This is a genomic window from Sulfurospirillum deleyianum DSM 6946, assembly GCF_000024885.1.
GTDB lineage: Bacteria > Campylobacterota > Campylobacteria > Campylobacterales > Sulfurospirillaceae > Sulfurospirillum > Sulfurospirillum deleyianum.
The window spans coordinates 1,635,494-1,660,377 of record NC_013512.1 but is presented as its reverse complement, the minus strand read 5'-3'; the positions used below and the strand labels follow the sequence as shown (position 1 = coordinate 1,660,377).

Sequence of the window (24,884 nt, the reverse complement as noted above, 5' to 3'; positions counted from 1 at the left end):
TGCGTAATGCGAAAGGTGTTTAAAAGAACCCTTACTTCTTCTAAGTTTGATAGTTTTCTTGAGAAATACTCTATCTCCAAAGAGTACCTCTTTATCAATCGAAAAATGGTGACACGAGCACTTTTTATTGGTGTTTTTATTGGTGTAATTCCTATGCCTTTTCAGATGTTTTTAGTGCTTGGAATGATTTTTTTTATGAAATTTAATGTACCTATTGCGCTCTCTATGGTTTGGCTAAGTAATCCTTTAACCATACCTTTTATGTACTATATTGAGTATATGACAGGGAGTTATATTTTAGGGATGGAGCATGCGTCTGTGACCCTGAGTCTTGAATGGTTTGAAAAACATTTCACACGCATTATGCTGCCTTTGTATGTAGGAACACTCTTTTATGCGGTGAGCTTAGCTCCTTTGGTCTATTATGTGGTAGATAGATTATGGATTTATTCTGTACGAAAAGAGCGAAAGAAATCTCAAGAAAAGCGCGCTTCTTAGAGCGCACTTTGTAGTTCAACATAGGCAGTATGCAGGGCTTTAACTCCCTCTTCAATCTGTTCAAGGCTTGAATTAGTGTAGTTTAGTCTTCCATAGCTACTGATGCGTTTATCAGCAAAAAAGACGCTTCCAGGCACAAAAGCGACCCCTTTTTCAATGGCTTTATCAAAGAGCTTCATGCTATCATCACACGCTTTAAAATCAACCCAAATAAACATACCTCCCTCTGGTATAACAAATTCAATGCTCTCTTTAAAAGAGTGTTTAAGCGCATTCACCATAGCATTACGTTTGGGACGATAGTGTGCGATAAGTGTTTTAACATGCTCTGCAATCTCGCCATTTTGCATCATCCGTGCACAAACGTGTTGAAAAAATTTTGAGTTTTGTAAGTCTGTACTCTCTTTGGAAAGGGTTAAGGCACTAATCACTTCAGAAGGCGCTTTCATCCAGCCAATACGAAAATCAGGAGCAAGGGTTTTTGAAAATGTGCCCAGTGCAATGGTAAGTTCTGGAAGCAAATCGGCAAAGGAGATGGAGGGTTTTCCATCGTAACGAAGCGCTTCATAGGGGCTATCTTCCAATAAAATCACATGGTATTGTTTGGCTAAACGAACCACTTCGTGGCGATTTTCTAAGCTATACGAATAGCCTGTGGGATTTTGAAAGATGGGAATCGTGTAGAAAAATTTTGGTTTTGCTTCATGAAAAAGTTTCTCAAGTGCTGTTATATCAACCCCATTGGCGTGTAAAGGTACGGCTTTAATGGTGGCGTTGTACATATGAAACAGTCCGAGAGCAGCGAGGTAACTAGGGTCTTCAACCACAATGCAATCTTTTTCATCTAAAAAGGTTTTGCACACCAAATCCAGTCCTTGTTGGGAACCGTTGGTAAGCATAATCTCTTTTGGGTTAGCAGAGGCATACTGTTTGGCAATTTCATTTTTGAGTGCATCGACACCTGAGGCGTTGCTGTATTGAAAAAGACGCGCATCATCGCTCTCTAAAAGTGCTTTTGCATGAAAGGCGATGCGCTCTTTGGGAAAAAGGGCAGCATCAGGAAGTCCGCCTGCAAAGGAGATGATTTTATTTTGAGCGGTTAAATCCAAAATGGTTCTTGTAAACGAACGTGACGCAGTGGTAATACGGCGTGCAAATTTTGTTTGCATAATTTTAAACCTTTATAAAAATGTGGGGTTATTATAGCCACGAGCTATTTTACATACCACAGAAAATGAGGGATTTGTTTTGTCCATTTGTGCTATAATTTTTGTATGAAACATAAGCAAAGCACAAAAAACGACCATTTAGAGCGCATTAATGAGGTGCTTTTTCGCATTCATAGTGACCTAGAACACAATGGTAGTGTGGAAGAATTAGCCTCTTTGGTTGCCATGTCCGTTTTTCATTTTAACCGTGTCTTTAAAGAACGTGTGGGGGAGAGTGTGCATGCGTATGTTAAGCGTGTCAAATTAGAACATGCGGCTAATTTACTGCTGTTTAATCCTAGCGCTACCATTACGCACTGCATGCAAGCGGTTGGTTTTTCCTCCAATGCCTCGTTTACCCAGGCCTTTAAAGAGAATTTTGGTGTGACACCTACCAAGTGGCGGGAAGTGGATAAAGCCAACGAAAAACGAGATTTTACCTTTTCTGAAAAATCGTTACATGTAAAGATTCAAACCATGCCTTCTTTTGATGTGGCGTACGTTCGTCACAAAGGCTATGATCGTACAATTCAACAGGCGTGGCTCAAATTACAAGCGTGGGCGCTTGGGCATGGAGTAGACTTTTCAGATCAGAGAATGATAGCCTTGCATCATAGCAATCCTCGGTTTGTAGAGTCATCGCAATGTCACTATGTTGCGTGTTTGGAGCTTCCTAAAGGAAGAGAGTTTTACCGCAGTGGCGACATTGGGGTGATGCGCATTCCTCAGACGTTTTGTGCTGTTTTTTCTCTAAAAGGGGTTTATGGCGATTTAAAAAAGTATATGGATGTGATTTATCATGAGTGGTTTCCCCAAAGTGCGTATGAAAAAATAGCCCTTCCTTCCTTTGCGATTTACCGAGAAAATCATTTTATCAATGCCGATGAACGGTTTGATTTGGATTTTTGTGTGCCTGTACGCTTTAAATAGATATAATTCCCTAAAAAAAGAGTTCTCATGAAATATGCGCCTATTTTTATTACCGCTACCAATACCAATGTGGGTAAAACCTATACCACACTCAAACTGCTTGAAGCACTGAGTGCTAAAGGGTTGAGAGTGGGAGTGATGAAACCTATTGAAACGGGTGTCCTTGATGTTCCTTTGGATGCGACACTTTTGTTTGAAACCGCCAAACGTTTTCATCCAGCTTTGGCACAACTCTCTTTAAAAGAGATTGTTCCTTACTGTTTTGAACTTCCCGCATCTCCTTTTGTTGCAAAAGGTCGCAAAAAAGTTTCGGTGGAGGTGTTGCAAAAAGCCTATGAAAAAATCGCCTCTTTATGTGATATTGTCCTGATTGAAGGGGCGGGTGGCTTGTTGGTTCCCATCGAAGAGGATCTTTACATGTACGATTTTATTCGTCTTTTTGAAGCCAAAACGCTTTTGGTGGGGCATGATGCGCTAGGGTGTATTAATGACATTTTGCTCAACTTACATCTGCTCGATAGTTTAGGTGTTGAGGATTATGAGTGGTGTGTCAATTTTAAAGAGGAGCGTGAAAGCTTTGATAAAATTACCCTACCATTTCTCAAAAAAACCTTTGGTAGGGTGCTCTCAGTTCAGGACAATATGCCCTTGATTGTGAAGAGTTTAGTAACTAATGGTGACATGAATGGGGATGTACTCTAAGGGTCTATCAGAGTATTTGATAATGGTTTGATTTTTATAGGTGGCAATGTTTTTGTAACCCATAAATTTTTCAGTACCTTTCTCTTCATATCGGGTGACACAACGGCGTTCTACTCGGTATTCAGGAGAAGGGGCTTGGGTGTTTTGTTCGGCAACGTTTTTACCAACGAGCGTTCCAACAATCGCACCACCTACGGTTGCGGCAGTTTTACCTGTTCCTCCGCCAACTTGGTGTCCCAAAACGCCACCTGCCACCCCACCAATAATCGCACCCACGGTGCCAGAGCCAGAAGAAGATACGGGTGGTTGTGAAACAGGTACATGTTCATCCCAACACTCTTGATAAGGGGTGCTTGAGGTGACAGTTCTGTATTCAGGTTTTGAGCTAATCACACGGATAGATTCTTCAAAGCTAAAACTCTCTGCGACGAGGAGAGAACCCGTGGTTAGCAATGAAAGGACGATGATTTTTTTCATGATTGTCTCCTTTTTTTTGAATTGTAACATAGACGGGGTAACGAAATGTTAATAGAGATACGTATGCGAGGATGGGATGGGTGAAAAGGGAATTTAAAGAGCTGTTCAATGCGTTTGGAAAGCAAAGAGCGCCTTTTTTCTTTGTGATGGATTATGCACAAAAACAGGGGTATGCCAAAGCGCTTCGTGGACTTGATGAGGATATTTTGTATGCGTTGGATACGCCCACTCTTCCGCCTGAGGGTTTTACATGTAAAGCCTTCTCGTGGCATAAAGAGCCTCCTTGTAAAGAGGAGTATCTTGAAAAGTTTAATGCGGTCATTGACGAGATAAAGGCAGGGAATACCTATATGCTTAATCTCACAGCTCCTACAAAAATCACTCTTTCATGCGATTTAAAATCACTCTTTTATGCAACAAAGGCACGATTTAAGCTTTATTTTAAAGACCAATTTGTTGCATTTTCCCCTGAGCGATTTGTGCGCATTGAAAACAATACCATTCATACTTTTCCCATGAAAGGAACGATGGATGCGAGTATTCCTAACGCCAAAGCGCTTCTTTTAGCCGATGAAAAAGAGAAAGCGGAGCATGTTATGGTGGTCGATTTACTCCGCAATGACCTCTCAAGAGTCGCCAAAAACGTCAGGGTGGAGCAGTTTCGCTATGTGGAGCAAATTCATACGGCAGAAGGGGATTTGCTTCAAGTGAGTTCTCACATTCAAGGGGAATTAGAAGAGAACTGGCATGCGCATATTGGTGATATTTTTTTTCAATTACTTCCCGCAGGTTCGATTAGTGGGACGCCTAAGCGTAGCAGTGTGGAGATTATTGAACGCATTGAAGGGTATGAGAGAGGGTTTTACACGGGTATTTTTGGGGTCTATGATGGAGAAAAACTTGATAGTGCGGTGCTGATTCGTTTTATCGAAAAGTGTGAAGAGGGGTATGTGTTTAAAAGTGGAGGGGGCATTACCCTTTTAAGTGATGGAAAAAAGGAGTACGATGAACTGTGTGATAAAGTCTATCTCCCCGTGTTTTGAGACGATTAAAGCGGTGGATGGTGTGCTTCAACACCTCGTTTTTCATCAAGCACGGTTTGATAAAACACGTAAGGAACTTTATGGAGAGACATCAAAGATTTTTTTAGCGGGGCATCTTTTTCCGCCTGATAAAGGGGTTTATCGGGTGCGGATGGAGTATAGTCAAGGGATTGAGAAGATAGATTACACGCCCTATACGCCTCGTATATTTCAGCAGTTTGTCGTGGTTGAAAAAGAGATGGCGTATGCGTACAAGTATTGCGATAGGCGCGTATTACAAAGCCCATTCTTAGAAAAATATGACGATGTAATCTTTACATGTAAAGGGGTATTGCGTGACACGAGTGTCGCCAATATCGCCCTTTTGATAGATGGTGTGTGGCAAACACCTCAAGCGCCACTTTTGAAGGGTGCAACCCGTGCGAGACTACTTTCTAGCGGTTGGTTGCACGAGACAGTGTTGACACGCCATAGCCTTCAAAAAGCCCAGAAATTTGCTATAATGAATGCACTTATAGGATTTAAAGTCCTTCACAATGTATTAATTAAGGATTAAATTTTGAATTGGGATCTTAACGCACTGTATGAAAATGAAATGGCATTGGATGCTGATTTAAGCGATGCGAGCGTTCGTGCTAAAAGTTTTGAAACAGTTTATAAAGGCAAACTCAAAGAGTTGCAGGTCAACGAGTTTTTAGAGTCTATTCGTGAATATGAAGCGTTAAATGAAAAGCTAGGTCGCATTATGACTTATGCATTTTTACGCTTTGCTACGAACAGTGAACAGGGCGCATTTTATGCAAAATACCAACATGAACAGAGTAAAATTGCTGAAAATCTTCTCTTTTTTGAATTAGAATTTAATAAGCTAAGCAAAGTAAAACAAGAAGAATTTATCGCTTCGGTGCCGATGTATAAGTTTTATTTAGAATCTTTAATGGAAGAGAAACCCTACCAACTTTCCCAAAAAGAGGAGCGTATTTTACTCAAAAAAGAGATGACCTCCGCTTCTGCGTTTAGCCGTCTTTTTGATGAGCATTTTAGCCGTCTAACGTTTGCGTACGAAGGAGAAAAACTCTCCGAAGAAGAGATTTTGAGTAAATTGCAAGATGCCAATCGTGAAGTGCGAAAAAAAGCCGCACACGTTTTTACCAAAGGGATTAAAGAGCATCAGCCATTATTGGGGTATATTTTTAATATGATTAAAACTGATTTGGCGAGTGAGTGTGAGCTTCGAGGCTATAAAAATGCGGAACAGCCTCGCCACATGGACAATAAAATTACCCAAAAAAGTGTGGACGCACTGGTCAATAGTGCAGAGCGTAGTTTTCATTTGGTGCAAAACTATTACACACAAAAAGCAAAATTACTAGGATTAGAAGAGCTTTTTGAGTATGACCGCTATGCCCCTCTTGAGGATTCTAATGCTCTGTATGATTTTGAAACCTCTCAAAAAATTGTGCTTGAAGCTTTTGCAAAGTTCAATCCAAAATTTCATGAAATCGCCTCTATGGCGTTTGAGAAGGGGTGGATTGATGTATTCCCTAAAGAGAGAAAACGAGGGGGAGCATTTTCGCATCCTGCTACACCTTCGACGCATCCCTATGTGCTTTTAAATCATACCAATACCAGACGAGACCTTTTTACCTTAGCCCATGAATTAGGACATGCCATTCATCAGTATCTCTCTCGTGACGTGGGATATTTGGGGAGTGATACACCTTTGACAACTTCTGAAACAGCGTCTGTTTTTGCGGAAATGCTCGTTTTTGATGCGATTAAAGATGGCTTAAGTAAAGAAGAGAAGCGTTCTTTGTATGCGAGTAAGATTGAAGATGTTTTCTCAACACTTTACCGTCAAATTAACTTTACAACCTTTGAGCGAAAAGTGCATGCGCATGAGGGTGAACTAGACCTTGAAACCTTTAATCGTTACTGGATGGAAGAGAGTCAAAAAATGTTTGGTAAGAGCATTACCCTCTCTAAAGATTATGCATTGTGGTGGAGCTATATTCCTCATTTTATTCATTCTCCTTTTTATTGTTATGCGTACAGCTATGGGCAGTTGCTGGTTTTAGCACTCTATGGCTTGTATAAAAGAAGTGATAAAGAAGCGTTTGTCCACAATTACACACAGTTTTTAAGCGCTGGGGGAAGTCAAAGTCCTAAAGCATTGATTAAAAAATTTGGGTTTGACATTGAAGATGAAGGTTTTTGGCAATTAGGCATTGGTGAAATTGAAATCCTCTTAGAGGAGTTTAAAGGATTGTGCGATGATTGAAGCACTGCTTGGAGATGAGACATTTCATGGTATGATGAAAAGGCATACCCGTGAGATTGTGGAGTTGCTCCTTCAAAAAGGGGTTCATTTTTCCATTTTGACAAATATCTCAGATGTAACGTTTGATCCGATGCTTCCTGAGTCTATTACCCAAAATTTTAAGCCTATTACGATGTTTTTTTTAGCGGGGTATACGTTTGAGAGTACGTATATTCAAGAGGATATGGTGTATTTTGAGGCAGGATTTGGGAGTGATAATTTTGGCTCTTTGGTTTCTGTCCCTTTGGATGGTATTTTGCAAATAGTGATTGAAGAAGTGCCTTTGTTTATTAACTTAAGTACCCCTTCGAAAATTGCTAAAAAAGAACCCAAAGAAAAAGGCATCAAACGCTCTATGGAAGCGTTGATGTCCAATCCTGAAAATCAAAAGTTGATTAAAAAGTAGAGAGTGTTGGTTTTACGGGGTGTTTGCTCATCAAATACGTAATCACACTGTCAATGAGTGCATCATGTTTTCTATCTTTGAGGTAGCATAGATAAAGCATTCGAGTGAGTTTTAAGCCTCTCATTTTTGAGGTAAAAAGTTCGCCTCTGTCTACTTCATCAGCTATGATATGTTTTGAAAGAATAGATACGGTGGGAACCCCTTCGTCGGTTCTACATTTAAGAAGGGTTTGCTTTACCGCTGTTGAGCTGGTTAAAATGCTTTTAACTTTGAAGCTCTTACAATCAACGTCAATTTTTTCAAAGGTATCATGGATAATTTTACGGGTATTTGACTCTTCTTCCCTGCAAATCCAATTAAAACTAAGAAGGTCTTCTTTGGTTAAACTTTTAGGCAATGGAGATTTACTTGCAATCACCAATTCATCCTCCATCCATTCACGATAGATAATGCCTTCTTGAAAATAGGGTGCTTCGACAAGGGCTAAATCCACTTTCTTATCGAGGAGTTTTTCCGTAATATCGGAGGTATTTTCGACTTTAAGCATGACATTGTTTTTAATAACATCTTGAATATCGTTGAGAAAATCAGGCAGAATGTAATTACCAATGACCGCAGAAGCTCCTAAGACAAAAATAACCTCTTTATTGACCAGTCTTAGCATTTCACGTTCTGCTGCTAAAATCTGTTTTTCAAGTTTAAGAGCGACTTTATAGAGTTCTTCACCTGCATTAGTTAATTTGATTCCATTTTTCTTACGATCGACGATTTGAATATCTAAATACTCCTCAAGGAGTTTGATTTGTTGGGTCACAGCGGGCTGGCTAATCCCTAGTTTTTTAGAAGCTTTGGAAAAACTTTTCTCTTTGACAACGGTAATAAATGTCTCTATTTTAGAAAAATCTTTAAGCATGTGATAAATCCTTCTTATAATGATCGAATCATAAGCATTATAACCTAAATGAATAAATTTCAGAAGAGAGATGGCTTAAACTTTTTTTGCTATAATAAAGACTATATCAACTATAAAGTGGAAATGTATGCAAGATTTAGCGATGTTAAATGAATCACAACAAGATGCGGTCAAATGTGTAGATGGTCCTGTGCTTATCTTAGCAGGTGCGGGGAGTGGTAAAACCAAAACGATTACTTCACGGCTTTCATACCTTCTTTCTTTAGGCATTCCCTCCGCCAATACGCTCACCCTTACCTTTACCAATAAAGCGGCTAGTGAGATGAGAGAGCGTGCGATGGCGATGATAGGCTCTCATACCTATCCTCCTTTATTGTGTACATTTCATAAATTTGGCTTACTCTTTTTAAAATTTCACATGGATAAATTAGGGCGTAAAAATAGCTTTGTGGTGATAGATACCGATGATAAAAAACGTATTTTAAAAAGTCTCAATACCTCCTCTGAGCTTCCAACGAGTATGATTGCCAGTGAAATTTCTCGCTATAAAACCTCTTTGCTGGATCCTAAGATGGCGTGGGAAAAAGCGGAGCAACATCATTATCAGGTGATTGCTAAATTGTACGAACAGTACGAAGATTATCTGCTCTCCAATAATTTGGTTGATTTTGATGACCTCTTAGTGCTTCCTTATAAAATTTTAGAGAGTGATGAGCGCTTGTGTGAAGAGACCAGTAGACGCTATCAGTACATTATGGTCGATGAGTATCAAGATACCAACGAATTACAGTATAAACTCCTTCGAAAACTCTGCCACACACATAGTAATTTATGTGTGGTCGGCGATGATGACCAGAGTATTTATGGTTGGCGGGGAGCGAACATTAAAAATATTTTAGAGTTTCACGAATCTTTTGAAAATGTGAAAATTGTGAAATTGGAGAAAAATTATCGCTCCACAACGCAAATTTTAAAAGCGGCCAATGATTTAATTGAGCATAATCGTGGACGCATTGGTAAAGTGTTAGAAAGCACCAAAGGAGAGGGTAAAGCCATTGATGTGCTTGAATCTCACGATGAAAACCAAGAAGCACTGAGTATTGCTCGAAAAATTAGAAAGCTTATTGAAAGCGGTGTGAGTCCTAGAGATATTGCGGTGTTGTACCGCATTAATGCGCTGAGCCGTTCTTTAGAAGAGGGTCTAAATAAAGAGAAAATCCCTTACAATATGGTCGGAGGCGTGAAGTTTTACGAACGTGCTGAAGTGAAGGATGTCATTAGTTATCTTCGTGTTATCGCCAATCCGCATGATGATTTTTCCATTAAGCGCATTATCAATCGTCCTAAGCGAGGATTGGGAAAAGTTACGATGGAACGCATTTTTAAGGCGGCGTATGACAATAGTCAATCCATTTATGCGTACATTACATGTAATGAATCTGCCATTGAAAAAGAGGCGACAAAAAAGGCGGCTTTAGCGCTTAAAGCGTTTGTGGAAAACATTGCGCATATGCAAAATGTCCAGCAAAATTCAACGTACGACATGATAGATGCGATGGAAGAGGCATTTGCGATTAAAGAGTATTATAACAATCAGCCAGACTCGCTAGAGCGTCTCTCCAACATTGATGAGTTTTATGGACTTTTTAGAGATTATGTGAAACAAAATCCGCATATGGGTGTCGATGATTTTTTAAATGAGTTAGCGCTTCAGAGTGATCAAGACCATATTGACAGTGAAAATATTTCGATTATGAGTATTCACGCAAGTAAAGGCTTAGAGTTTGAGTATCTGTTTGTGATTGGTTTGGAAGAGGGATTTTTCCCATTGGTTGGGGATGGAAGTGACATCGAAGAGGAGCGAAGGCTTGGGTATGTTGCTATAACCAGAGCCAAAAAAGAGCTGACCCTTAGCTTTTCAGGTAGCCGTTTTTACAAAGGAAGGCGAACAGAACTTTCCAAAAGTCGCTTTTTAAAAGAAGCGGGGGTTTGTGAGGGAAGTTTGATTTTGGAGAAGACCACCTCGTTTAAAAAAGGGGATTTGGTGAAGCATAAAATTTTTGGTATCGGGCGTGTGAGTGAGGTGAGCAAGGTAGGACGAGAGTTTAAATTGCAAATTAATTTCAGTGGTACAAAGCGAGATATTTTAGCTTCATTTGTGGAGAAAATTTAATGCAAAACCGTCTTTTTGTCGCCTATAAACCTGCCGATATGGTTTGCAACCACTTTTTAAGTCGAATCAAAAGGCGTTATGGTGTTAAAAAAGCGGGGTTTTCAGGTACGCTTGACCCTTTTGCAAAGGGTGTTTTGATTGTTGCGTTTGGGCAATACACCCGTTTGTTTCGTTTTTTAAAAAAAGCGCCTAAAACCTATCGGGCAACGCTGTGGCTTGGCGCATTTAGTCCAACATTGGATAATGAAAAAATAGAACGTGTCACGCAGATGGCGCCCTTTCATCCTGATTCGATTGCGATTGCACTTAAGAGCATGATAGGGCAGAAAACCTATCTTCCTCCGAAATATTCTGCTAAAAAAATAGAGGGAAAACGTGCGTATGATTTGGCTCGAAGTGAACAAGACTTTGAGATGAAAATGATTACGAGTGAAGTGTATGAGTGTCATTTGGTGCATTATGCGCATCCTTTTTTAACCTTTGAGATGACTATTTCTGAGGGTGGGTATGTGCGAAGTATGGGCGAGATGATTGCAAAAAAGCTCGGATTTGAGGGGTGTTTAAGTGCGCTAGAGAGGCTTAATGAAGGCGCATTTGTTTATGAGCACGAAAAAGCGCTTAATCCCTTAGCATATCTTGATTTACCACGCAATGGTTACCTTGGAGACCCTTTAGATGTGCTCTTAGGTCGAAAATTGCAGGTAGAAAATTTTGAAAAACAAGAAGAGGGTATTTATTACATTCTCAATGATGAGATGCTTAGTATTGTGCAACTCAGTGCAGATGGAGTAGAATACCTTTTAAATTCATTATCGCTAAAGGCGTAACATGTTAATACTAACACGAAAAATAGGTGAGGGTGTTATTTTGAATGATAATATCACCGTGCGGGTGATCGACATCTCTAAGGGGCTGGTCAAATTAGGATTTGACGCACCTAAAGAGATGATGATTTTGCGTGAAGAGTTAGCGCAAGCGATTAAAGAGAGTAATATTGAAGCGAGTCGTAGTGTTGCTTCAGATGCACTGTTAGATTTGAGTAAGAAGCTTTTTTAATGCAGTATCACGCACATGCTAAAATCAATATTTTTCTTAAAATTGTGGGGACTCGTGGAAATTACCATACCTTAATTTCTCGCTTTATGCGCGTTTCTCATCTTTTTGATACCCTCTCTTTTGTGCCAAAAACTTCTTCTGCGCCTTTTGAGTTAGTGGGTGATTTTAACTGCTCACTTGAGCACAATACCGTTTATAAAATTTTTCAAACGCTTCAGCGTCATGGTTTTGCCAAAGACGTTGAAGCAATAATGAAAGAGTATGCTTTACATGTAAAGAAGGTGATTCCTCAAGGAGCAGGTCTTGGTGGAGGAAGTAGTGATGCTGCCACATTTTTACATATGCTCAATGATGTGGGAAATTTAAACCTGAGTCTGCAAGAGCAAATGGAGCTAGGAAGTAGGGTCGGTGCGGATGTTGCTTTTTTTGCCTCAGGGTATGAGAGTGCCAATGTCAGTGGCATTGGGGAAGTGGTTGAAAAGTGTGACGAAGTCGCATTAGATTTAGAGGTTTTTACGCCTCCTCTTGCTTGTGAGACAGCTCGTGTTTACAAGATGTATAGGGAATATTTTTTGCAATCGATGAATATTCCTTTGGCGCACGTCATGGTTGACATGAAAAGTGAAGCTTTGCTTAAAGCTTATGGAAGAGAAGCACTGAATGATTTGTATCTGGCGTGTTTAAAAGCGTATCCTGTCTTAGCGTCGTACGCCAAAGAGGGATGGTTTTTTAGTGGCAGTGGGAGTAGTTTTTTTAGAATGAAAGAGAAGGTATAGCAGAATGGGTGAAGCGGTTGCACGCAATAAAAAAGCGTTTCATGATTATGAAATTTTAGAGAAATTAGAAGCGGGTATTGTCCTTCAAGGCAGTGAAGTTAAAGCGATTCGTCAAGGCAGAGTCAATCTTAAAGATTCGTTTGTAAAGATTATTAAGGGGGAGGCGTTTTTATTGAATGCGCATATTTCGCACCTCTCAACTGCCAATCTCAATTTTGCACCGAATGAACGAGCGCCTCGAAAATTGCTTTTACATGTAAAACAATTACGTAAATGGGATATGAAAGTCGCCAAAGATGGCTTGACCATTGTTCCTCTTGCCATCTATTTCAATGCAAAAAATCTTGCTAAAGTGGAAATTGCACTTGCTCGTGGTAAAAATGAACATGATAAACGAGAGAGTTTAAAAGAAAAAGATGCACAACGAGAGGCACAAACAGCCATGAAAAATCATGCATATAAAGAGTAGTTTACAGATTATTTATCTAAAAAAAGTAGAATAAGCCAAAAAATATGAGGGATACAATGAAAAAATATATTGGTTTTATGGTTGTTTTGATAGGACTACTGTTTATCGGTTGTAGTTCTGAGCCTAAAAATGAGGTCATAAGTGTTGTGAAAGAGACCTACAAAGAGGGTGAAAAGGTTGAGCTTAAAAGCGTTTCAGGAGCAAAACTAACGTTAGTGCGTAAAAATGGTGGCTTTGTCATTGAAGAGGATGAAGGGAAAGTTATTTTAATTGATATTTTTGGTACTTTTTGTCAGCCATGTCAAGAAGAGGCTCCTTCTTTGATGGATTTTCAGCTTCAAAATAGCGAAGAGTTGATGCTCGTTGGTCTTAATTTTCTTGAAGAGGTGAGTGATGAGTATGTGATTGAAAATTTTGCAGCAAAATACAATGCGTACTATTTCATTAGCAATTCACCTAAGAACAAAAAACTTGTCGAGACAATTTTACAAGATATCGCTTACAAACAAACGCTTCAAGTGCCGTTTAAAGTGCTTTTAAAAGAGGGTGCTTACCAGAAGGTGACGGATATCTATCAAAATGACCCTAATAATAAATTTTACATTGGCAAAGTTTCACTTGATGTAATTCAAAAAGATCTTGATAAGTTAGTATCGAAATAGAGGATTTGGATGCATCAGAGTAATCCAGCGTTTGAAAATGAAACGGTTGAACTCATTGAGATTAAAGAGCCTAGATTGTACAAGGTTCTTTTACTGAATGATGATTATAGTAGTATGGAATTTGTCATTAAGGTTTTGATGCAGATTTTTCATCACAGTTTTGAAAAAGCGACTGAAATTATGTTGAGTGTGCATGAAAAAGGTAAAGGCTTATGTGGGGTTTATGCCTATGAAATTGCTGAGACGAAAGTGTCACAGGTAAGAAAAATGGCAAAAGAAGAAAAATTCCCATTGCGTGCCATTATGGAAGCAGAATAAGGAGAAGAGTATGGTAAGTCAAGAACTCAATTTTGTTTTCAATGATGCGATTTCGTTTGTGCGAAAACACCGTTTTGAATATATCACGGTGGATCATCTCTTTTTTGCGCTATTGAGTAATGAACATATTATTGCTTTGCTTCAAGAGTGCGGCGTGAGTGTGATGGTTTTAAAACGTGCTATGGAAAAATACTTTGCGGTACATCCTCAAGTCGTTCCCAGTGATGAAAATTATGAACCCGCAGAAACGGTTGCTCTCTCTCGTGTCATTGAGTCTATGATGTTACATGTAAAGAGTGCGGGAAAAACAGAAGCCAGTGTGTATGACCTTTTAATTGCGATGATGGACGAACAAAATGCTTTTTGTGTTGCCTTGTTGATGCAACATGGGGTGGATAAGTTAATGATTATTGAAGAGGTCACAGCGCTGAGTCTTCCTGAAGAAAAAGTAGAGAATAAAGAAGAAGAGAAAGAGAGTGCGCTTGTAAAATATACGATTGATTTAATTGCCCTTGCAAATCAAAAACAGATTGACCCTTTAATTGGAAGGGCTGATGAACTCAAACGCATGATGCAGGTTTTGTGTCGCAGAAAGAAAAACAATCCTTTGCTTGTGGGCGAACCAGGTGTGGGGAAGACGGCTATTGTTGAGGGATTAGCTCTTTACATTAGTGAAAATAAAGTGCCTGAAATTTTAAAAAATACCCCTGTGTATGCGCTGGATATGGGAGCGTTAATTTCGGGGACAAAGTATCGAGGAGATTTTGAAAAGCGCCTCAAAGAGATTCTCGTTGAACTGGAAGCGCAAAAAGGGGCTATTTTATTTATTGATGAGATTCATACCATTGTGGGGGCGGGTGCAACAGGAGGAGGTTCGATGGATTTATCGAATTTGCTTAAGCCTGTTCTTGCTTCTGGTAAGTTGCGCTGTATTGGGGCAACTACGTATGGTGAATTTCGCAACTTTTTTGATAAAGATAAAGCCCTAAGCCGTCGTTTTGCGAAAATTGACATTTTAGAGCCGAGCCTTGAAGATGCGTTTGCCATTGTGAAAGGGTTAAAGAGTCATTACGAAGCGCATCATGGCGTGAAGTATTCCAATGATGTCATTAAAGCCTCTGTGGAATTGGCGAAAAAGTACATTAGCGATAAGTTCTTACCCGATTCGGCGATTGATTTGATTGATGAAGTGGGTGCGTCGTTTCACTTAGCCAAAAAGCGTAAAAAAGTGGTGGAACTCTGTGATCTTGAAGCGGTACTCTCCAAAATTGCCAATATCCCAAGTCGCAGTGTGAGTCAAGATGAGGGTGAGGTGATGGCGCACTTAGAGGCGCATTTGAAGGCTAAAATTTTTGGGCAAGATAGAGCGATTGAAGCTTTGTGTAAAGCCATTAAGCGAAGCCGTGCGGGACTTGGAAATCCTACCTCGCCCATAGGCTCTTTTTTATTTGCAGGCCCTACGGGTGTGGGAAAAACGGAAGTGGCAAAGCAGTTGGCGTATGAGTTGGGTGTTCATTTTGAACGCTACGATATGAGCGAATATATGGAGAAGCATACGGTGAGTCGTTTGATTGGCGCACCGCCTGGTTATGTGGGATACGATGAGGGTGGTCAGCTTTCTGAGGCGATTAAAAAGCATCCGTATTGTGTGCTTTTGCTCGATGAGATTGAAAAAGCGCATCCCGATATGCTCAACATTTTATTACAGATATTTGATAGTGCGACCTTGACGGATAATAATGGCACAAAGATTGATTTTCGCAATGTTATTATTATTATGACGTCCAATTTAGGCACTAAAGAAGCGCCAACGATGGGCTTTACCAAAAGTGAGACCTCTCGTGCGGATGAGGCGATTAAGTCCTTTTTTGCGCCAGAGTTTCGAAACCGTTTGGATGAGGTAATTCATTTTGCACCCCTAAGCGAAGCGGTGATGGTCAATATCGTCGAGAAACTCTTAAATGAGCTCTCTGAGCAACTCAAAGACAAAAATGTCAAAGTTATCGCAACGCTTGCGGCTAAGAAGCAGCTCGCAAGTGAGGGATACAGCAAAGAGATGGGCGCTCGTGTGATGCGTCGGGTGATTCAAGAGCAGATTAAAACACCGCTTGCAGAAGAGGTGCTTTTTGGCAAGCTTAAGCATGGTGGCGTCTGTACGATTGATGTAAAATCTAAAAAATTACTCTTTAGTTACAGCGGTGGCAACTAAAATTCTTATTCCACAGCTTCATCCAAAAGATTTTAGCTTTCCCAATCCTTTGGATGCAAGTGATGAAGGGCTTTTAGCATGGGGTGGAGATCTCTCGTGTGAGCGTTTAATACAAGCGTACCAAAAAGGTATTTTCCCGTGGTTTAATGAAAATGACCCTATTTTATGGTGGTCTCCCAATCCTCGTTTGATTTTGTTCCCTGATGCGATGAAAATCAGCAAAAGCCTTCACAAAAGTATGAAACATTTTGAGATACGCTACGATACTGATTTTGAAAAAGTCATGCGTTTGTGCTTAGAGACACGTCTGCACAAAGGGCAAAAGAGCTGGATTAGTGAAGCGCTAATCGAGGCGTTTTGTACGTTACATGTAAAGGGTTTGGCACACAGTGTGGAGACATTTTTTGAGGGAGAACTCGTAGGTGGGCTTTACGGGCTTTATCTTGGGGGTGTTTTTTGTGGCGAGTCAATGTTCTCAACCCAAAGGGATGCTTCCAAAGCTGCTTTGGTGGGACTGTGTAGGAAAATAAATGCCTTAGGTGGAGATTTTATTGATTGTCAGTTGCCCACGGAACATCTTAAATCTTTGGGTGCATCTGAGATAAAACGTGAAGTATTTTTAGCGATGTTAGCAAGGAGTTTAAACAAAAATCTACCAACCGCATGGTGATTTTTTGATGTGAGTCAAAGAAAATTTTATGTTAAAAGGAGTATTATTCTCCTCTTAATAGGCGGTGAGCTTTTATAGTTCTAGTTCAAACTTTTAACTTTTATTTTATGTTTCGTCTTCATTGAAACCATAAATGGAAAACAAAAGGATGGAAAACAAGTTGACAAACTTTATGCTTTACATGAGAGCATAAAAGCTTTTAAAAAACGAGAGTTTTTTAAAACGTGTTTGAAACAGGAAAACAAAGAAATGGAAAACAAAAATGGAACACACACAACACTACCTTTTTACCTCTGAAGTGGTCAGCCCAGGACATCCTGATAAATGTGCGGATATCATCGCTGATAGCATTGTGGATACGCTCTTAATTGCCGATAAAAACTCTCGTGTCGCGAGTGAGGTTTTTGTTGCAGGTAAACATGTCATTATTGGTGGAGAGGTCAATACCAAACGTATTCTCTCTTTTTCGGATTATGAAAAAATTGTCAAAGATGCGCTTGCTAAAATTGGTTACGATGGTAAGTCTTCGTTTACAAAAGAGCAATGTTTGCACCCCGATGAGGTGAAAGTACAAGTCCTTCTTAATCAGCAAAGCAGTGACATTAACCAAGGCGTGGATCAAGAAAGTGGTGAAATTGGTGCGGGTGATCAGGGCATTATGTTTGGATTTGCTTCTTGTGAAACGGCTGATTTTATGCCAGCAGCAATTACGTATGCGAGAATGCTGTGCGATAAAGTCTATCAGTATGCACTAAAACATAATCATAAACTCGGTGTAGATATTAAAACCCAAGTGACAGTAGATTATGGTACCAAACAAAATTTTGAAGAGTGCAAACCTCAAAAAATCCATACCATTGTTGTCTCTGCTCCTTCCAACGAGCATATGAGTATTGAAGAGGTGCGAACGCTCATTAAAGGATTAATTGACGATACAGGACTTCCTACGGAGTTGTATGATCCTAATGATACGATTATTCATATCAACCCAACAGGGCGTTATGTCAATCACAGTTCACTGCACGATTCAGGACTTACGGGTCGTAAACTGATTGTCGATAGTTTTGGTGGCTATGCTCCTATTGGGGGTGGTGCGCAATCGAGCAAAGATTATACTAAAGTGGATAGAAGTGGGCTTTATGCAGGACGTTGGATTGCTAAAAACATTGTTGCCGCAGGATTGGCGAAGAAATGTTCGGTTCAGCTTTCCTATGCGATTGGTGTTGCAAAACCCGTATCGGTTTCTGTGGATACGTTTGGTACATACACCAGCGTGAGTGATGATCTCCTCTCTGAGTTTGTTCTCAATACCTTTAGTTTAACCCCTCGTTGGATTACGGAAAAATTTGGTTTGGATAAGCCAAGTGAAGATACCTTTTTGTATGCTGATGTCGCAGCACGTGGACAAGTTGGACAGAGTGATTATCCGTGGGAAAAACTTGACGCCGTAGAGCTTTTTAAAACCCTCAAAAAATAGGTATTTTCTTTTTACATGTAAAGATGAGTAAGCCTCATCTTTACGGTAAAATCACTCCACTTTTACCACTGTTGGCACTGTGGTAAATCACCGTTTGATACTTCTTTGCGTAGTAGCGTAGCAGTAAATGTTGTAAGGTTTGTTCAATAGAAGGATAAAACCATGCGTTATTGCTAATGGCTATCATCTGTTTTGGATTTCCTTTAAAAAGTGTATCAGTCGTTGCTTCAAAACAGATTGCGTTTCTAAAAGAGGCTTTATTTATCACAAAATCAAACGGTTCTTTTGCCTTTTGATAATCTTTTGCCCCATCGAAAAAGAGTTGATTAATGATCGTGATCATAAACGCAGGGAAAGGTACTTCCTCTCCAAAAGGAACCAACACCACTTTATGAGCGATCTGCATCTCTCCTTGATGAAAAAAGTAGGATGAGTTAAAAAATCCTTGATTTTCTTCATAGGTCAGTGCGCCTGTAACAATCGCAATTTTCTGTGAATAGGTTTTCAGTGCGTCTATGAGTTTAGGTGCTAGGTTTAGGTAGAGTGGAAAAGCGCTCTCTGGCAAAATAATCAACTCTTTTTTGTTTGCGATAGCCTCTTCAATCAATGAAAAATTAAGCGTAATTGCCTCTTTTTGATACGCAGCATCCCAACGCTGTGATTGAGGGACATGTATAGTGGGTAACGCAACATCCAACACAGGTGGTGTTAAATGTGTAGGGGGTTGCCACAGGAGTGCAAGGATTAAAGGTGCGATAGAGAGGGTTTTAAACCATTTTGGAAGTGCTTTAAGGAGTGCAGTACTCAGTAAAAATAAGCCAAAGACAAGAGAGGTTGTTGAAAAATAACTGTCTAAGAGCGTGAGTTGAAGTTTGAGCCAATTAAACCCAAAAGGATCAACAAAATTAAGACCAAACAGAAGAGGCGCTTGAACATAGATGCAAGAAGAGAGTTTACCTATCAGCCAAAATAAAAACGCATAGATCAGGGCAACACCAAGAATCACGAAAGGAATAAGAAAAGCAAGGTCGTAATAGACAAAACTAAAACTAATCCAATAAAACCATAAAATACCTGTAAAGAAACCACTCCAAAACCATACTGCACGATGCTCCCCTAAAAGAAGGTAAAATCCTAGAAAAGCGAAAAGGGAATTGAGAAGTAAAGAGGTGAGCTCAAAATAACTAAAGTAAATAAAAGCACAAAGGCAAAGTGCTATAACAAAGGCTTTTATTATATAAATGCGGGTAAAATAAATATCAAAAATTTTTCTAACAAAGGATTTCCATGCAAGGTTCTGCAAATTTAATTTCTTCTTTACTTCCACTCGTTGTTCTTTTTGCGATTTTTTATTTTCTGGTGATTCGTCCACAACAAAAGCAGGTTAAAAAGCACAAAGAGATGATTGATGCCCTTAAAAAAGGTGATAAAGTCATTACCAATGGTGGGTTAATCTGTGAAGTTGTGAAACCTGAAGAGGATTCTATCAAAGTTAAGCTTAATGATGAAGGTGTCATTGTTAAAGTTTCACGCGATTATATTTCAAAGAAAATCGATGAATAACAGTAGAAAATTGAACTATCGTTTAGTCATTTTTGTTATTGCTATTATTTTTGGAGTAGGCATGTCAATGCCTACATTTTTGCAAAGTGAAAAAGGGGCAAAAATCTCTTTAGGTCTTGATCTTCAAGGTGGTCTTCATATGCTTTTAGGCGTTAAAACCGAAGAAGCTATCAAATCAAAAATAAAATCTATCGCTTCAAGTATCAAATTTTTCTCCCAAAGCAATGACATAATTATTGATGATTTGAAAATCAATGGTGATGTGCTTTCTTTTACTCTTTTAGATAAGGATGAAGAGAAAAAGCTTGATGAGATGATTAAAACGATTAGTGGATTGCAGAGTGAAAAAACAGGTTTAGCGTATACTCTTTCTCTTGAAGATAAAGAAAAAGAGCTGACTAAAGAGTATGCGATTTCTCAAGCCATAGAGACAATTCGTAACCGTTTGGATCAATTTGGTTTGGCTGAACCCAATGTCGCTAAACAAGGAAACGATAAAATTTTAGTTGAACTTCCTGGTATTAAAAATGCAGAAGATGAGCAACGTGCTCGTGAATTGATTGCTAAAGCAGCGCATTTACAACTCATGGCAGTGGATGAAAAAAAACAAGACCGTGCCAATACGATGAGTCCAACAGAAGCAGCACAATATGGTGATGTTATCTTAAGTGATGCTAAGAGCGATACCATTCGTTATGTTCTCAAAGAGATTCCTATCTTGGATGGAAGTATGCTCACGGACGCTAAAGTTGGTTTTAGCGATATGAAACAGCCTGTGATTAATTTTACGCTTAATTCAGAAGGTGCAAAAATTTTTGGTGACTTTACAGCGAGTAATATTGGAAATCGTTTAGCCATCGTTTTAGATAATAAAGTCTATTCTGCACCGAATATCCGTGAGCGTATTGGTGGGGGAAGTGGTCAAATTAGTGGTGGTTTTAGTGTGAAAGAAGCACACGATGTTGCGATTGCTTTGCGTAGTGGTGCATTATTGGCTCCTGTAACTTTGCTAGAGAAACGCAGTGTGGGTCCATCGTTAGGAGCAGATAGTATTCAAGCAAGTTCTCTTGCCTTGATTTCTGGATTTTTCTTAATTGTTGCTTTTTTGATTATGTATTATCATATGGCTGGTGTATTTGCAAGTATTGCTTTATTGGTCAATTTTATACTTTTGATTGCTATTATGGCACTTTTTGGAGCCACTTTAACACTCCCTGGTATGGCAGGTATCGTTTTAAGCCTCGGTATGGCAGTCGATGCGAATGTTATTATTAATGAACGTATTCGAGAATTACTGCGTCAAGGCATTGCCATTAGGCAGGCGGTTGAAAAAGGGTATGAAAATGCGATGAGTGCGATTGTAGATGGTAATTTAACCTTAGCCGTCTCTTCTATTATTTTGTATGTCTATGGTACGGGACCTATCAAAGGTTTTGCTATTAGCATGCTGATTGGTAACTTAATCTCAATGTTGACAGCGATTTTAGGAACGCATGGCATGTATGAGGCATTGATGTCTTATATAGAGAAAAAGCATAGCATTAATTTTTGGTTTGGCATGAAAAAGAGAGGTCACTAATGGAATTTTTTTCAAAAGGTAAAATTTATAATTTTATGAAATACGGACGCTCTTTTGTCCTTTCAACACTTTTTTTAGCAGCCATTTCTTTGGTCTTGATTGTTACAAAGGGTTTTGACTATGGTGTTGATTTTGCTGGAGGAACGGTTGTTCAAATCAAGTACGAGGCGAAAGCCCCTTTAGATAAAATCAGAGAAGATCTTGCAAAAGATAAAATGTTCGCAGGTGCACAAATTACGGAATTTGGTTCTGATGAAGAGATTGTTATTCGCTTTTCAACCGTGAGTGAAAGTGTGGGACAAGATATTGGGGATCATATTCGTACGCTGCTTAAAGATACAGGTAGCTTTGATATTCGAAAAATTGATATTGTGGGTCCTAAAATTGGTAGTGAACTACGTGAAAAGGGAATTATTTCTGCTATTTTAGCTGTTATTGGTATCTTGATTTATGTGGCTGTACGTTTTGAATGGAAATTTGCGGTGGCTTCCATTATTACGCTTGTGCATGATATTACCATTACGTTAGGCGCTATCATTCTTTTTAATATTGAGATTAGCTTGGACGTTTTAGCAGCTGTTTTAACATTAATCGGGTATTCGCTTAATGATACGATTATTATTTTTGATCGTATTCGTGAAGAGCTTGAAGAGACAAAAAATATGAATTTTTCAGAAATTATTAATATTTGTGTTTCTAAAACGCTTTCTCGTACGACTATTACTTCATTATTGGTTTTCTTTGTGGTCTTAACCCTCTATATTTTTGGAGGAGAGATTATTCACGGGTTTAGTTTTACGATGCTTTTAGGTGTTATTATTGGTACTTATAGTTCTATTTTTATCTCTGCTCCCTTTTTAACATTGATTGGATTTAGTGTTGAAAAGTATAAAGCTAAAATTGCGTTGAGAGAGAAAAATAAAATTGAAAAAGCCAAAATGCGTGCCATGTATGAAAAAGGCACGGTTTAATGTGATGGAGAGAGAATGCAGTACAATCCTTTAGAAATTGAGAAAAAATGGCAAAAAACATGGGATGAAACCCAAGCGTTTGAGCCATCCACTGATTTTAGCAAAGCAAAAAAATATATTTTAAGTATGTTTCCTTATCCTAGTGGGCGTATTCATATGGGACACGTGCGTAACTATACGATTGGGGATGCGATCGCACGACATCATCGTAAAAATGGCTTTAATGTACTGCACCCTATTGGTTGGGATAGTTTTGGTATGCCAGCAGAAAATGCGGCGATTAAGCATGGGGTACATCCGAAAAAATGGACGTATGAAAATATTGATTATATGCGTAAAGAACTTGCTTCTTTGGGACTCTCTTTTTCTAAAAAACGAGAGTTTGCCGCCAGCGATGTGCTTTATACGAAACATGAACAGCGTATTTTTATTGAGATGTTTAATAAAGGCTTGGTGTATCAAAAAAGTGCCACGCTAAATTGGTGTAACACTTGCCAAACTGTTCTTGCCAATGAGCAAGTCGAAGAGGGATGTTGTTGGAGGTGTGATAACCCAGTAGAACAGCGTTTGCTCCCCGGTTACTACCTCAAAATCACACAGTATGCTCAAGAGTTACTTGATGATTGTGAAAAACTCAAAGCGGGTTGGCCCAATCAAGTTTTAACCATGCAAGAAAATTGGATTGGACGCAGTGAAGGGTTGGAATTTTCGTTTAACTTAAGTGATGATGCTAAGGCAAAACTTGCTCATCAGTTTGAGAGTTATAAAGTTTTTACCACGCGTCCTGACACGATTTATGGGGTGAGTTATTCTGCTTTAGCGCCTGAACATGCGATTGTGAACTATTTGATTGAGCATAAACTTTTAAGTGAAGAGAAGATTGCGCAGATTAAAGCGATGCAACGTGTGGGGGCACGTGAGCGTGCTCAAGCACCTAAAGAGGGTGTGAGTTTAGAGATAGAGGTCATGCATCCTTTAACAGGTAAAAAAGTGCCTGTTTGGGTAGCAAATTTTGTCTTAATCGAATACGGTGGGGGTGCTGTTATGGCAGTTCCAGCCCATGATGAGCGTGATTTTGAATTTGCAAGCAAATATAATTTACCCATTATTCAAAGTATTGAGAGTAACACACCTTTTGATGGTACATGCGCAACGACTGAATACGGTACACTTGTGAACTCTGCTGAGTTTAGTGGTCTTGCATCGAAAGAGGCTCAAAAAGCCATTATTGCTCATTTTGAAGCACAGAAAATGGGTACCAAAGTCATTAATTACAAATTGCGTGATTGGGGAATTAGCCGTCAGCGTTATTGGGGTGCGCCAATTCCGATGATTCATTGTCCCAAATGCGGACTGGTTCCTGAAAAATTTGAAAATCTTCCTGTTGCCTTGCCTGATGATGTTGAAATTAAAGGTGAAGGCAATCCTTTGGATAAACATCCAACATGGAAATATACAACGTGCCCGTGTTGTGGTGAGAATGCGATTCGTGAAACCGATACCATGGATACTTTTTTCCAATCCAGTTGGTATTTTTTACGCTATACCACAGACCCGTCCTTGTGGAATGATGTTCCTTTTGATAAAGAGAGTGCCAATTATTGGATGAACGTAGACCAATATATTGGGGGTATTGAGCATGCGATTTTACATCTTTTGTATGCACGCTTTTTTACCAAAGTGCTTCGTGATTTAGGCTATGTCAATACCGATGAGCCGTTTGCCAATCTTTTAACCCAAGGTATGGTGCTTAAAGATGGCTCGAAGATGAGTAAAAGTAAAGGCAACACCGTTGATCCTGATGCTATTATTAAGACCTATGGAGCGGATACGGCACGTCTGTTTATTTTATTTGCAGCGCCTCCTCAAAAAGAGTTGGAGTGGAATGACAGTGCGGTTGAAGGAGCGTTTCGTTTCTTAAAACGCTTTGCGCAAAAGAGTGAAAATGCTTTTACATGTAAAAAGATTCCAGACATTAATCATGCAACACTTTCTAAAGAGTCAAAATATGCTCGTAAAAAAGTGTATGAAGCATTGAAAAAATCGAATGAGATTTTTGAGGGTGGATATACCTTTAATACATTGATTGCGGCATGTATGGAAGCGCTCAATGCTCTAAGTGATCAAAACGATGCGAATGTGTGGAGTGAGGGATATTTTGTGCTTTTAAATGTTTTAGAACCGATTATTCCGCATGTATGCTGGGAGATGAGCGAAACACTGTTTGGGTGTGCGAATTTTTCACCCATTACCATCAAAGAAGAAGTTTTTGTAGAAGAGAGTATGATACTTGCCGTAACCGTGAATGGTAAAAAACGCTCTGAAATTGAAGTTGAAACCTCTATCTCAAAAGAGGAAGCCCTAAGACGTGGCAAAGAGAGTGCTGCAAAATGGTTAGAGGGCAGTGAAGTGATTAAAGAGATTTATGTCCCTAATAAATTGATTAACTTGGTGGTAAAGTAAA

At 39.3% G+C, this 24,884-nt stretch carries 25 protein-coding genes; 21 read left to right on the top strand and 4 right to left on the bottom strand.

The window, feature by feature from the left end; genetic code table 11:
• The first annotated feature begins 6 nt into the window (after positions 1–6).
• Positions 7–498, top strand: a complete 492-nt coding sequence (locus SDEL_RS08275; RefSeq protein ID WP_012857408.1) for a DUF2062 domain-containing protein — start codon at positions 7–9, stop codon at positions 496–498.
• Here SDEL_RS08275 and SDEL_RS08270 read toward each other — a convergent pair.
• Positions 495–1,667, bottom strand: a complete 1,173-nt coding sequence (locus SDEL_RS08270) for an aminotransferase-like domain-containing protein (RefSeq protein WP_012857407.1) — start codon at positions 1,665–1,667, stop codon at positions 495–497. The two genes, SDEL_RS08275 and SDEL_RS08270, sit on opposite strands and share 4 nt — an antisense overlap.
• Positions 1,668–1,772: 105 nt before the next feature.
• Here SDEL_RS08270 and SDEL_RS08265 point away from each other — a divergent pair, with 105 nt between their 5' ends.
• Positions 1,773–2,636 carry an AraC family transcriptional regulator gene (locus SDEL_RS08265; RefSeq protein WP_012857406.1) on the top strand — a complete coding sequence of 288 codons (864 nt, stop codon included), beginning with the start codon at positions 1,773–1,775 and terminating at the stop codon, positions 2,634–2,636.
• Positions 2,637–2,663: 27 nt separating this feature from the next.
• On the top strand, positions 2,664–3,338 hold the full coding sequence (bioD, locus tag SDEL_RS08260) for a dethiobiotin synthase (protein ID WP_012857405.1): 675 nt from the start codon (positions 2,664–2,666) through the stop codon (positions 3,336–3,338).
• Here bioD and SDEL_RS08255 read toward each other — a convergent pair.
• Positions 3,300–3,815, bottom strand: a complete 516-nt coding sequence (locus SDEL_RS08255) for a glycine zipper 2TM domain-containing protein (RefSeq protein WP_012857404.1) — start codon at positions 3,813–3,815, stop codon at positions 3,300–3,302. The genes bioD and SDEL_RS08255 overlap by 39 nt on opposite strands.
• Positions 3,816–3,895: 80 nt before the next feature.
• On the opposite strand from SDEL_RS08255, the gene SDEL_RS08250 reads away from it, so the two are divergent.
• Genes SDEL_RS08250 through SDEL_RS08235 form a run of 4 tightly spaced genes read left to right on the top strand, consistent with a single transcriptional unit; the run spans position 3,896 to position 7,584 of the window.
• Positions 3,896–4,858 (top strand): aminodeoxychorismate synthase component I, encoded by a 963-nt coding sequence (locus SDEL_RS08250; RefSeq protein WP_012857403.1) that lies wholly within the window; start codon positions 3,896–3,898, stop codon positions 4,856–4,858.
• Entirely contained in the window at positions 4,821–5,414 is a 594-nt protein-coding gene (locus tag SDEL_RS08245; protein ID WP_012857402.1) for an aminotransferase class IV, read from the top strand. The genes SDEL_RS08250 and SDEL_RS08245 overlap by 38 nt, the downstream gene beginning before the upstream one ends.
• Positions 5,415–7,139, top strand: a complete 1,725-nt coding sequence (locus tag SDEL_RS08240) for a M3 family oligoendopeptidase (protein ID WP_223295864.1) — start codon at positions 5,415–5,417, stop codon at positions 7,137–7,139.
• Positions 7,132–7,584, top strand: a complete 453-nt coding sequence (locus tag SDEL_RS08235; RefSeq protein ID WP_012857400.1) for a hypothetical protein — start codon at positions 7,132–7,134, stop codon at positions 7,582–7,584. The genes SDEL_RS08240 and SDEL_RS08235 overlap by 8 nt, the downstream gene beginning before the upstream one ends.
• On the opposite strand, the gene SDEL_RS08230 is transcribed toward SDEL_RS08235, so the two are convergent.
• Complete coding sequence (locus SDEL_RS08230; protein ID WP_012857399.1) at positions 7,574–8,497, bottom strand: LysR family transcriptional regulator; 924 nt, start codon at positions 8,495–8,497, stop codon at positions 7,574–7,576. The two genes, SDEL_RS08235 and SDEL_RS08230, sit on opposite strands and share 11 nt — an antisense overlap.
• A 127-nt stretch (positions 8,498–8,624) precedes the next feature.
• Here SDEL_RS08230 and SDEL_RS08225 point away from each other — a divergent pair, with 127 nt between their 5' ends.
• From SDEL_RS08225 to metK, 10 genes are all read left to right on the top strand, one after another.
• The gene (locus SDEL_RS08225) at positions 8,625–10,670 is read left to right on the top strand and encodes an ATP-dependent helicase (protein WP_012857398.1); all 2,046 of its coding nucleotides are present in this window, start codon (positions 8,625–8,627) and stop codon (positions 10,668–10,670) included.
• Positions 10,670–11,497, top strand: coding sequence for a pseudouridine synthase family protein (locus SDEL_RS08220; RefSeq protein ID WP_012857397.1), 828 nt, complete (start codon positions 10,670–10,672; stop codon positions 11,495–11,497). Before SDEL_RS08225 ends, SDEL_RS08220 begins: the two co-directional genes overlap by 1 nt.
• 1 nt (position 11,498) lies before the next feature.
• Positions 11,499–11,726: a carbon storage regulator CsrA gene (csrA, locus tag SDEL_RS08215; RefSeq protein WP_012857396.1), complete on the top strand. Its 228-nt coding sequence runs from the start codon at positions 11,499–11,501 to the stop codon at positions 11,724–11,726.
• Positions 11,726–12,502 (top strand): 4-(cytidine 5'-diphospho)-2-C-methyl-D-erythritol kinase, encoded by a 777-nt coding sequence (locus tag SDEL_RS08210; RefSeq protein WP_012857395.1) that lies wholly within the window; start codon positions 11,726–11,728, stop codon positions 12,500–12,502. Before csrA ends, SDEL_RS08210 begins: the two co-directional genes overlap by 1 nt.
• Before the next feature lie 4 nt (positions 12,503–12,506).
• Positions 12,507–12,971 carry an SsrA-binding protein SmpB gene (smpB, locus tag SDEL_RS08205; RefSeq protein WP_012857394.1) on the top strand — a complete coding sequence of 155 codons (465 nt, stop codon included), beginning with the start codon at positions 12,507–12,509 and terminating at the stop codon, positions 12,969–12,971.
• Between the two features lie 56 nt (positions 12,972–13,027).
• Positions 13,028–13,633: a thioredoxin domain-containing protein gene (locus tag SDEL_RS08200; protein ID WP_012857393.1), complete on the top strand. Its 606-nt coding sequence runs from the start codon at positions 13,028–13,030 to the stop codon at positions 13,631–13,633.
• Positions 13,634–13,642: 9 nt separating this feature from the next.
• Positions 13,643–13,951, top strand: coding sequence for an ATP-dependent Clp protease adapter ClpS (clpS, locus tag SDEL_RS08195; RefSeq protein WP_012857392.1), 309 nt, complete (start codon positions 13,643–13,645; stop codon positions 13,949–13,951).
• 10 nt (positions 13,952–13,961) lie between these two features.
• A complete protein-coding gene (clpA, locus tag SDEL_RS08190) occupies positions 13,962–16,160 on the top strand; it encodes an ATP-dependent Clp protease ATP-binding subunit ClpA (protein WP_012857391.1) in 2,199 nt (732 codons plus the stop codon).
• The gene (gene aat / locus SDEL_RS08185; RefSeq protein WP_012857390.1) at positions 16,150–16,830 is read left to right on the top strand and encodes a leucyl/phenylalanyl-tRNA--protein transferase; all 681 of its coding nucleotides are present in this window, start codon (positions 16,150–16,152) and stop codon (positions 16,828–16,830) included. Before clpA ends, aat begins: the two co-directional genes overlap by 11 nt.
• Before the next feature lie 262 nt (positions 16,831–17,092).
• Positions 17,093–18,307: a methionine adenosyltransferase gene (gene metK / locus SDEL_RS08180; RefSeq protein WP_012857389.1), complete on the top strand. Its 1,215-nt coding sequence runs from the start codon at positions 17,093–17,095 to the stop codon at positions 18,305–18,307.
• A 40-nt stretch (positions 18,308–18,347) separates the two neighbouring features.
• Here the strand turns inward: metK and SDEL_RS08175 are convergent, their stop codons facing one another.
• Positions 18,348–19,610: an apolipoprotein N-acyltransferase gene (locus SDEL_RS08175; protein ID WP_190275659.1), complete on the bottom strand. Its 1,263-nt coding sequence runs from the start codon at positions 19,608–19,610 to the stop codon at positions 18,348–18,350.
• Between SDEL_RS08175 and yajC the strand changes: the two genes are divergently transcribed.
• From yajC to leuS, 4 genes are read left to right on the top strand one after another with little or no spacing between them, the layout of a single operon-like run.
• The gene (gene yajC / locus SDEL_RS08170; RefSeq protein ID WP_012857388.1) at positions 19,595–19,870 is read left to right on the top strand and encodes a preprotein translocase subunit YajC; all 276 of its coding nucleotides are present in this window, start codon (positions 19,595–19,597) and stop codon (positions 19,868–19,870) included. The genes SDEL_RS08175 and yajC overlap by 16 nt on opposite strands.
• The gene (gene secD / locus SDEL_RS08165) at positions 19,863–21,449 is read left to right on the top strand and encodes a protein translocase subunit SecD (RefSeq protein ID WP_041666355.1); all 1,587 of its coding nucleotides are present in this window, start codon (positions 19,863–19,865) and stop codon (positions 21,447–21,449) included. The genes yajC and secD overlap by 8 nt, the downstream gene beginning before the upstream one ends.
• Positions 21,449–22,420 (top strand): protein translocase subunit SecF, encoded by a 972-nt coding sequence (secF, locus tag SDEL_RS08160; protein ID WP_012857386.1) that lies wholly within the window; start codon positions 21,449–21,451, stop codon positions 22,418–22,420. Before secD ends, secF begins: the two co-directional genes overlap by 1 nt.
• Positions 22,421–22,435: 15 nt before the next feature.
• Positions 22,436–24,883 (top strand): leucine--tRNA ligase, encoded by a 2,448-nt coding sequence (gene leuS / locus SDEL_RS08155; RefSeq protein WP_012857385.1) that lies wholly within the window; start codon positions 22,436–22,438, stop codon positions 24,881–24,883.
• Position 24,884 lies beyond the last annotated feature (1 nt).

Excerpts from the sequence above, each read along its gene's own strand:
- SDEL_RS08275 (WP_012857408.1), top strand. The coding sequence starts at position 7 with ATGCGAAAGGTGTTTAAAAGAACCCTTACTTCTTCTAAGTTTGATAGT.
- SDEL_RS08270 (WP_012857407.1), bottom strand. The coding sequence starts at position 1,667 with ATGCAAACAAAATTTGCACGCCGTATTACCACTGCGTCACGTTCGTTT.
- SDEL_RS08265 (WP_012857406.1), top strand. The coding sequence starts at position 1,773 with ATGAAACATAAGCAAAGCACAAAAAACGACCATTTAGAGCGCATTAAT.
- bioD (WP_012857405.1), top strand. The coding sequence starts at position 2,664 with ATGAAATATGCGCCTATTTTTATTACCGCTACCAATACCAATGTGGGT.
- SDEL_RS08255 (WP_012857404.1), bottom strand. The coding sequence starts at position 3,815 with ATGAAAAAAATCATCGTCCTTTCATTGCTAACCACGGGTTCTCTCCTC.
- SDEL_RS08245 (WP_012857402.1), top strand. The coding sequence starts at position 4,821 with ATGAACTGTGTGATAAAGTCTATCTCCCCGTGTTTTGAGACGATTAAA.
- SDEL_RS08235 (WP_012857400.1), top strand. The coding sequence starts at position 7,132 with ATGATTGAAGCACTGCTTGGAGATGAGACATTTCATGGTATGATGAAA.
- SDEL_RS08230 (WP_012857399.1), bottom strand. The coding sequence starts at position 8,497 with ATGCTTAAAGATTTTTCTAAAATAGAGACATTTATTACCGTTGTCAAA.
- SDEL_RS08225 (WP_012857398.1), top strand. The coding sequence starts at position 8,625 with ATGCAAGATTTAGCGATGTTAAATGAATCACAACAAGATGCGGTCAAA.
- SDEL_RS08220 (WP_012857397.1), top strand. The coding sequence starts at position 10,670 with ATGCAAAACCGTCTTTTTGTCGCCTATAAACCTGCCGATATGGTTTGC.
- csrA (WP_012857396.1), top strand. The coding sequence starts at position 11,499 with ATGTTAATACTAACACGAAAAATAGGTGAGGGTGTTATTTTGAATGAT.
- SDEL_RS08210 (WP_012857395.1), top strand. The coding sequence starts at position 11,726 with ATGCAGTATCACGCACATGCTAAAATCAATATTTTTCTTAAAATTGTG.
- smpB (WP_012857394.1), top strand. The coding sequence starts at position 12,507 with ATGGGTGAAGCGGTTGCACGCAATAAAAAAGCGTTTCATGATTATGAA.
- SDEL_RS08200 (WP_012857393.1), top strand. The coding sequence starts at position 13,028 with ATGAAAAAATATATTGGTTTTATGGTTGTTTTGATAGGACTACTGTTT.
- clpS (WP_012857392.1), top strand. The coding sequence starts at position 13,643 with ATGCATCAGAGTAATCCAGCGTTTGAAAATGAAACGGTTGAACTCATT.
- clpA (WP_012857391.1), top strand. The coding sequence starts at position 13,962 with ATGGTAAGTCAAGAACTCAATTTTGTTTTCAATGATGCGATTTCGTTT.
- metK (WP_012857389.1), top strand. The coding sequence starts at position 17,093 with ATGGAACACACACAACACTACCTTTTTACCTCTGAAGTGGTCAGCCCA.
- yajC (WP_012857388.1), top strand. The coding sequence starts at position 19,595 with ATGCAAGGTTCTGCAAATTTAATTTCTTCTTTACTTCCACTCGTTGTT.
- secD (WP_041666355.1), top strand. The coding sequence starts at position 19,863 with ATGAATAACAGTAGAAAATTGAACTATCGTTTAGTCATTTTTGTTATT.
- secF (WP_012857386.1), top strand. The coding sequence starts at position 21,449 with ATGGAATTTTTTTCAAAAGGTAAAATTTATAATTTTATGAAATACGGA.
- leuS (WP_012857385.1), top strand. The coding sequence starts at position 22,436 with ATGCAGTACAATCCTTTAGAAATTGAGAAAAAATGGCAAAAAACATGG.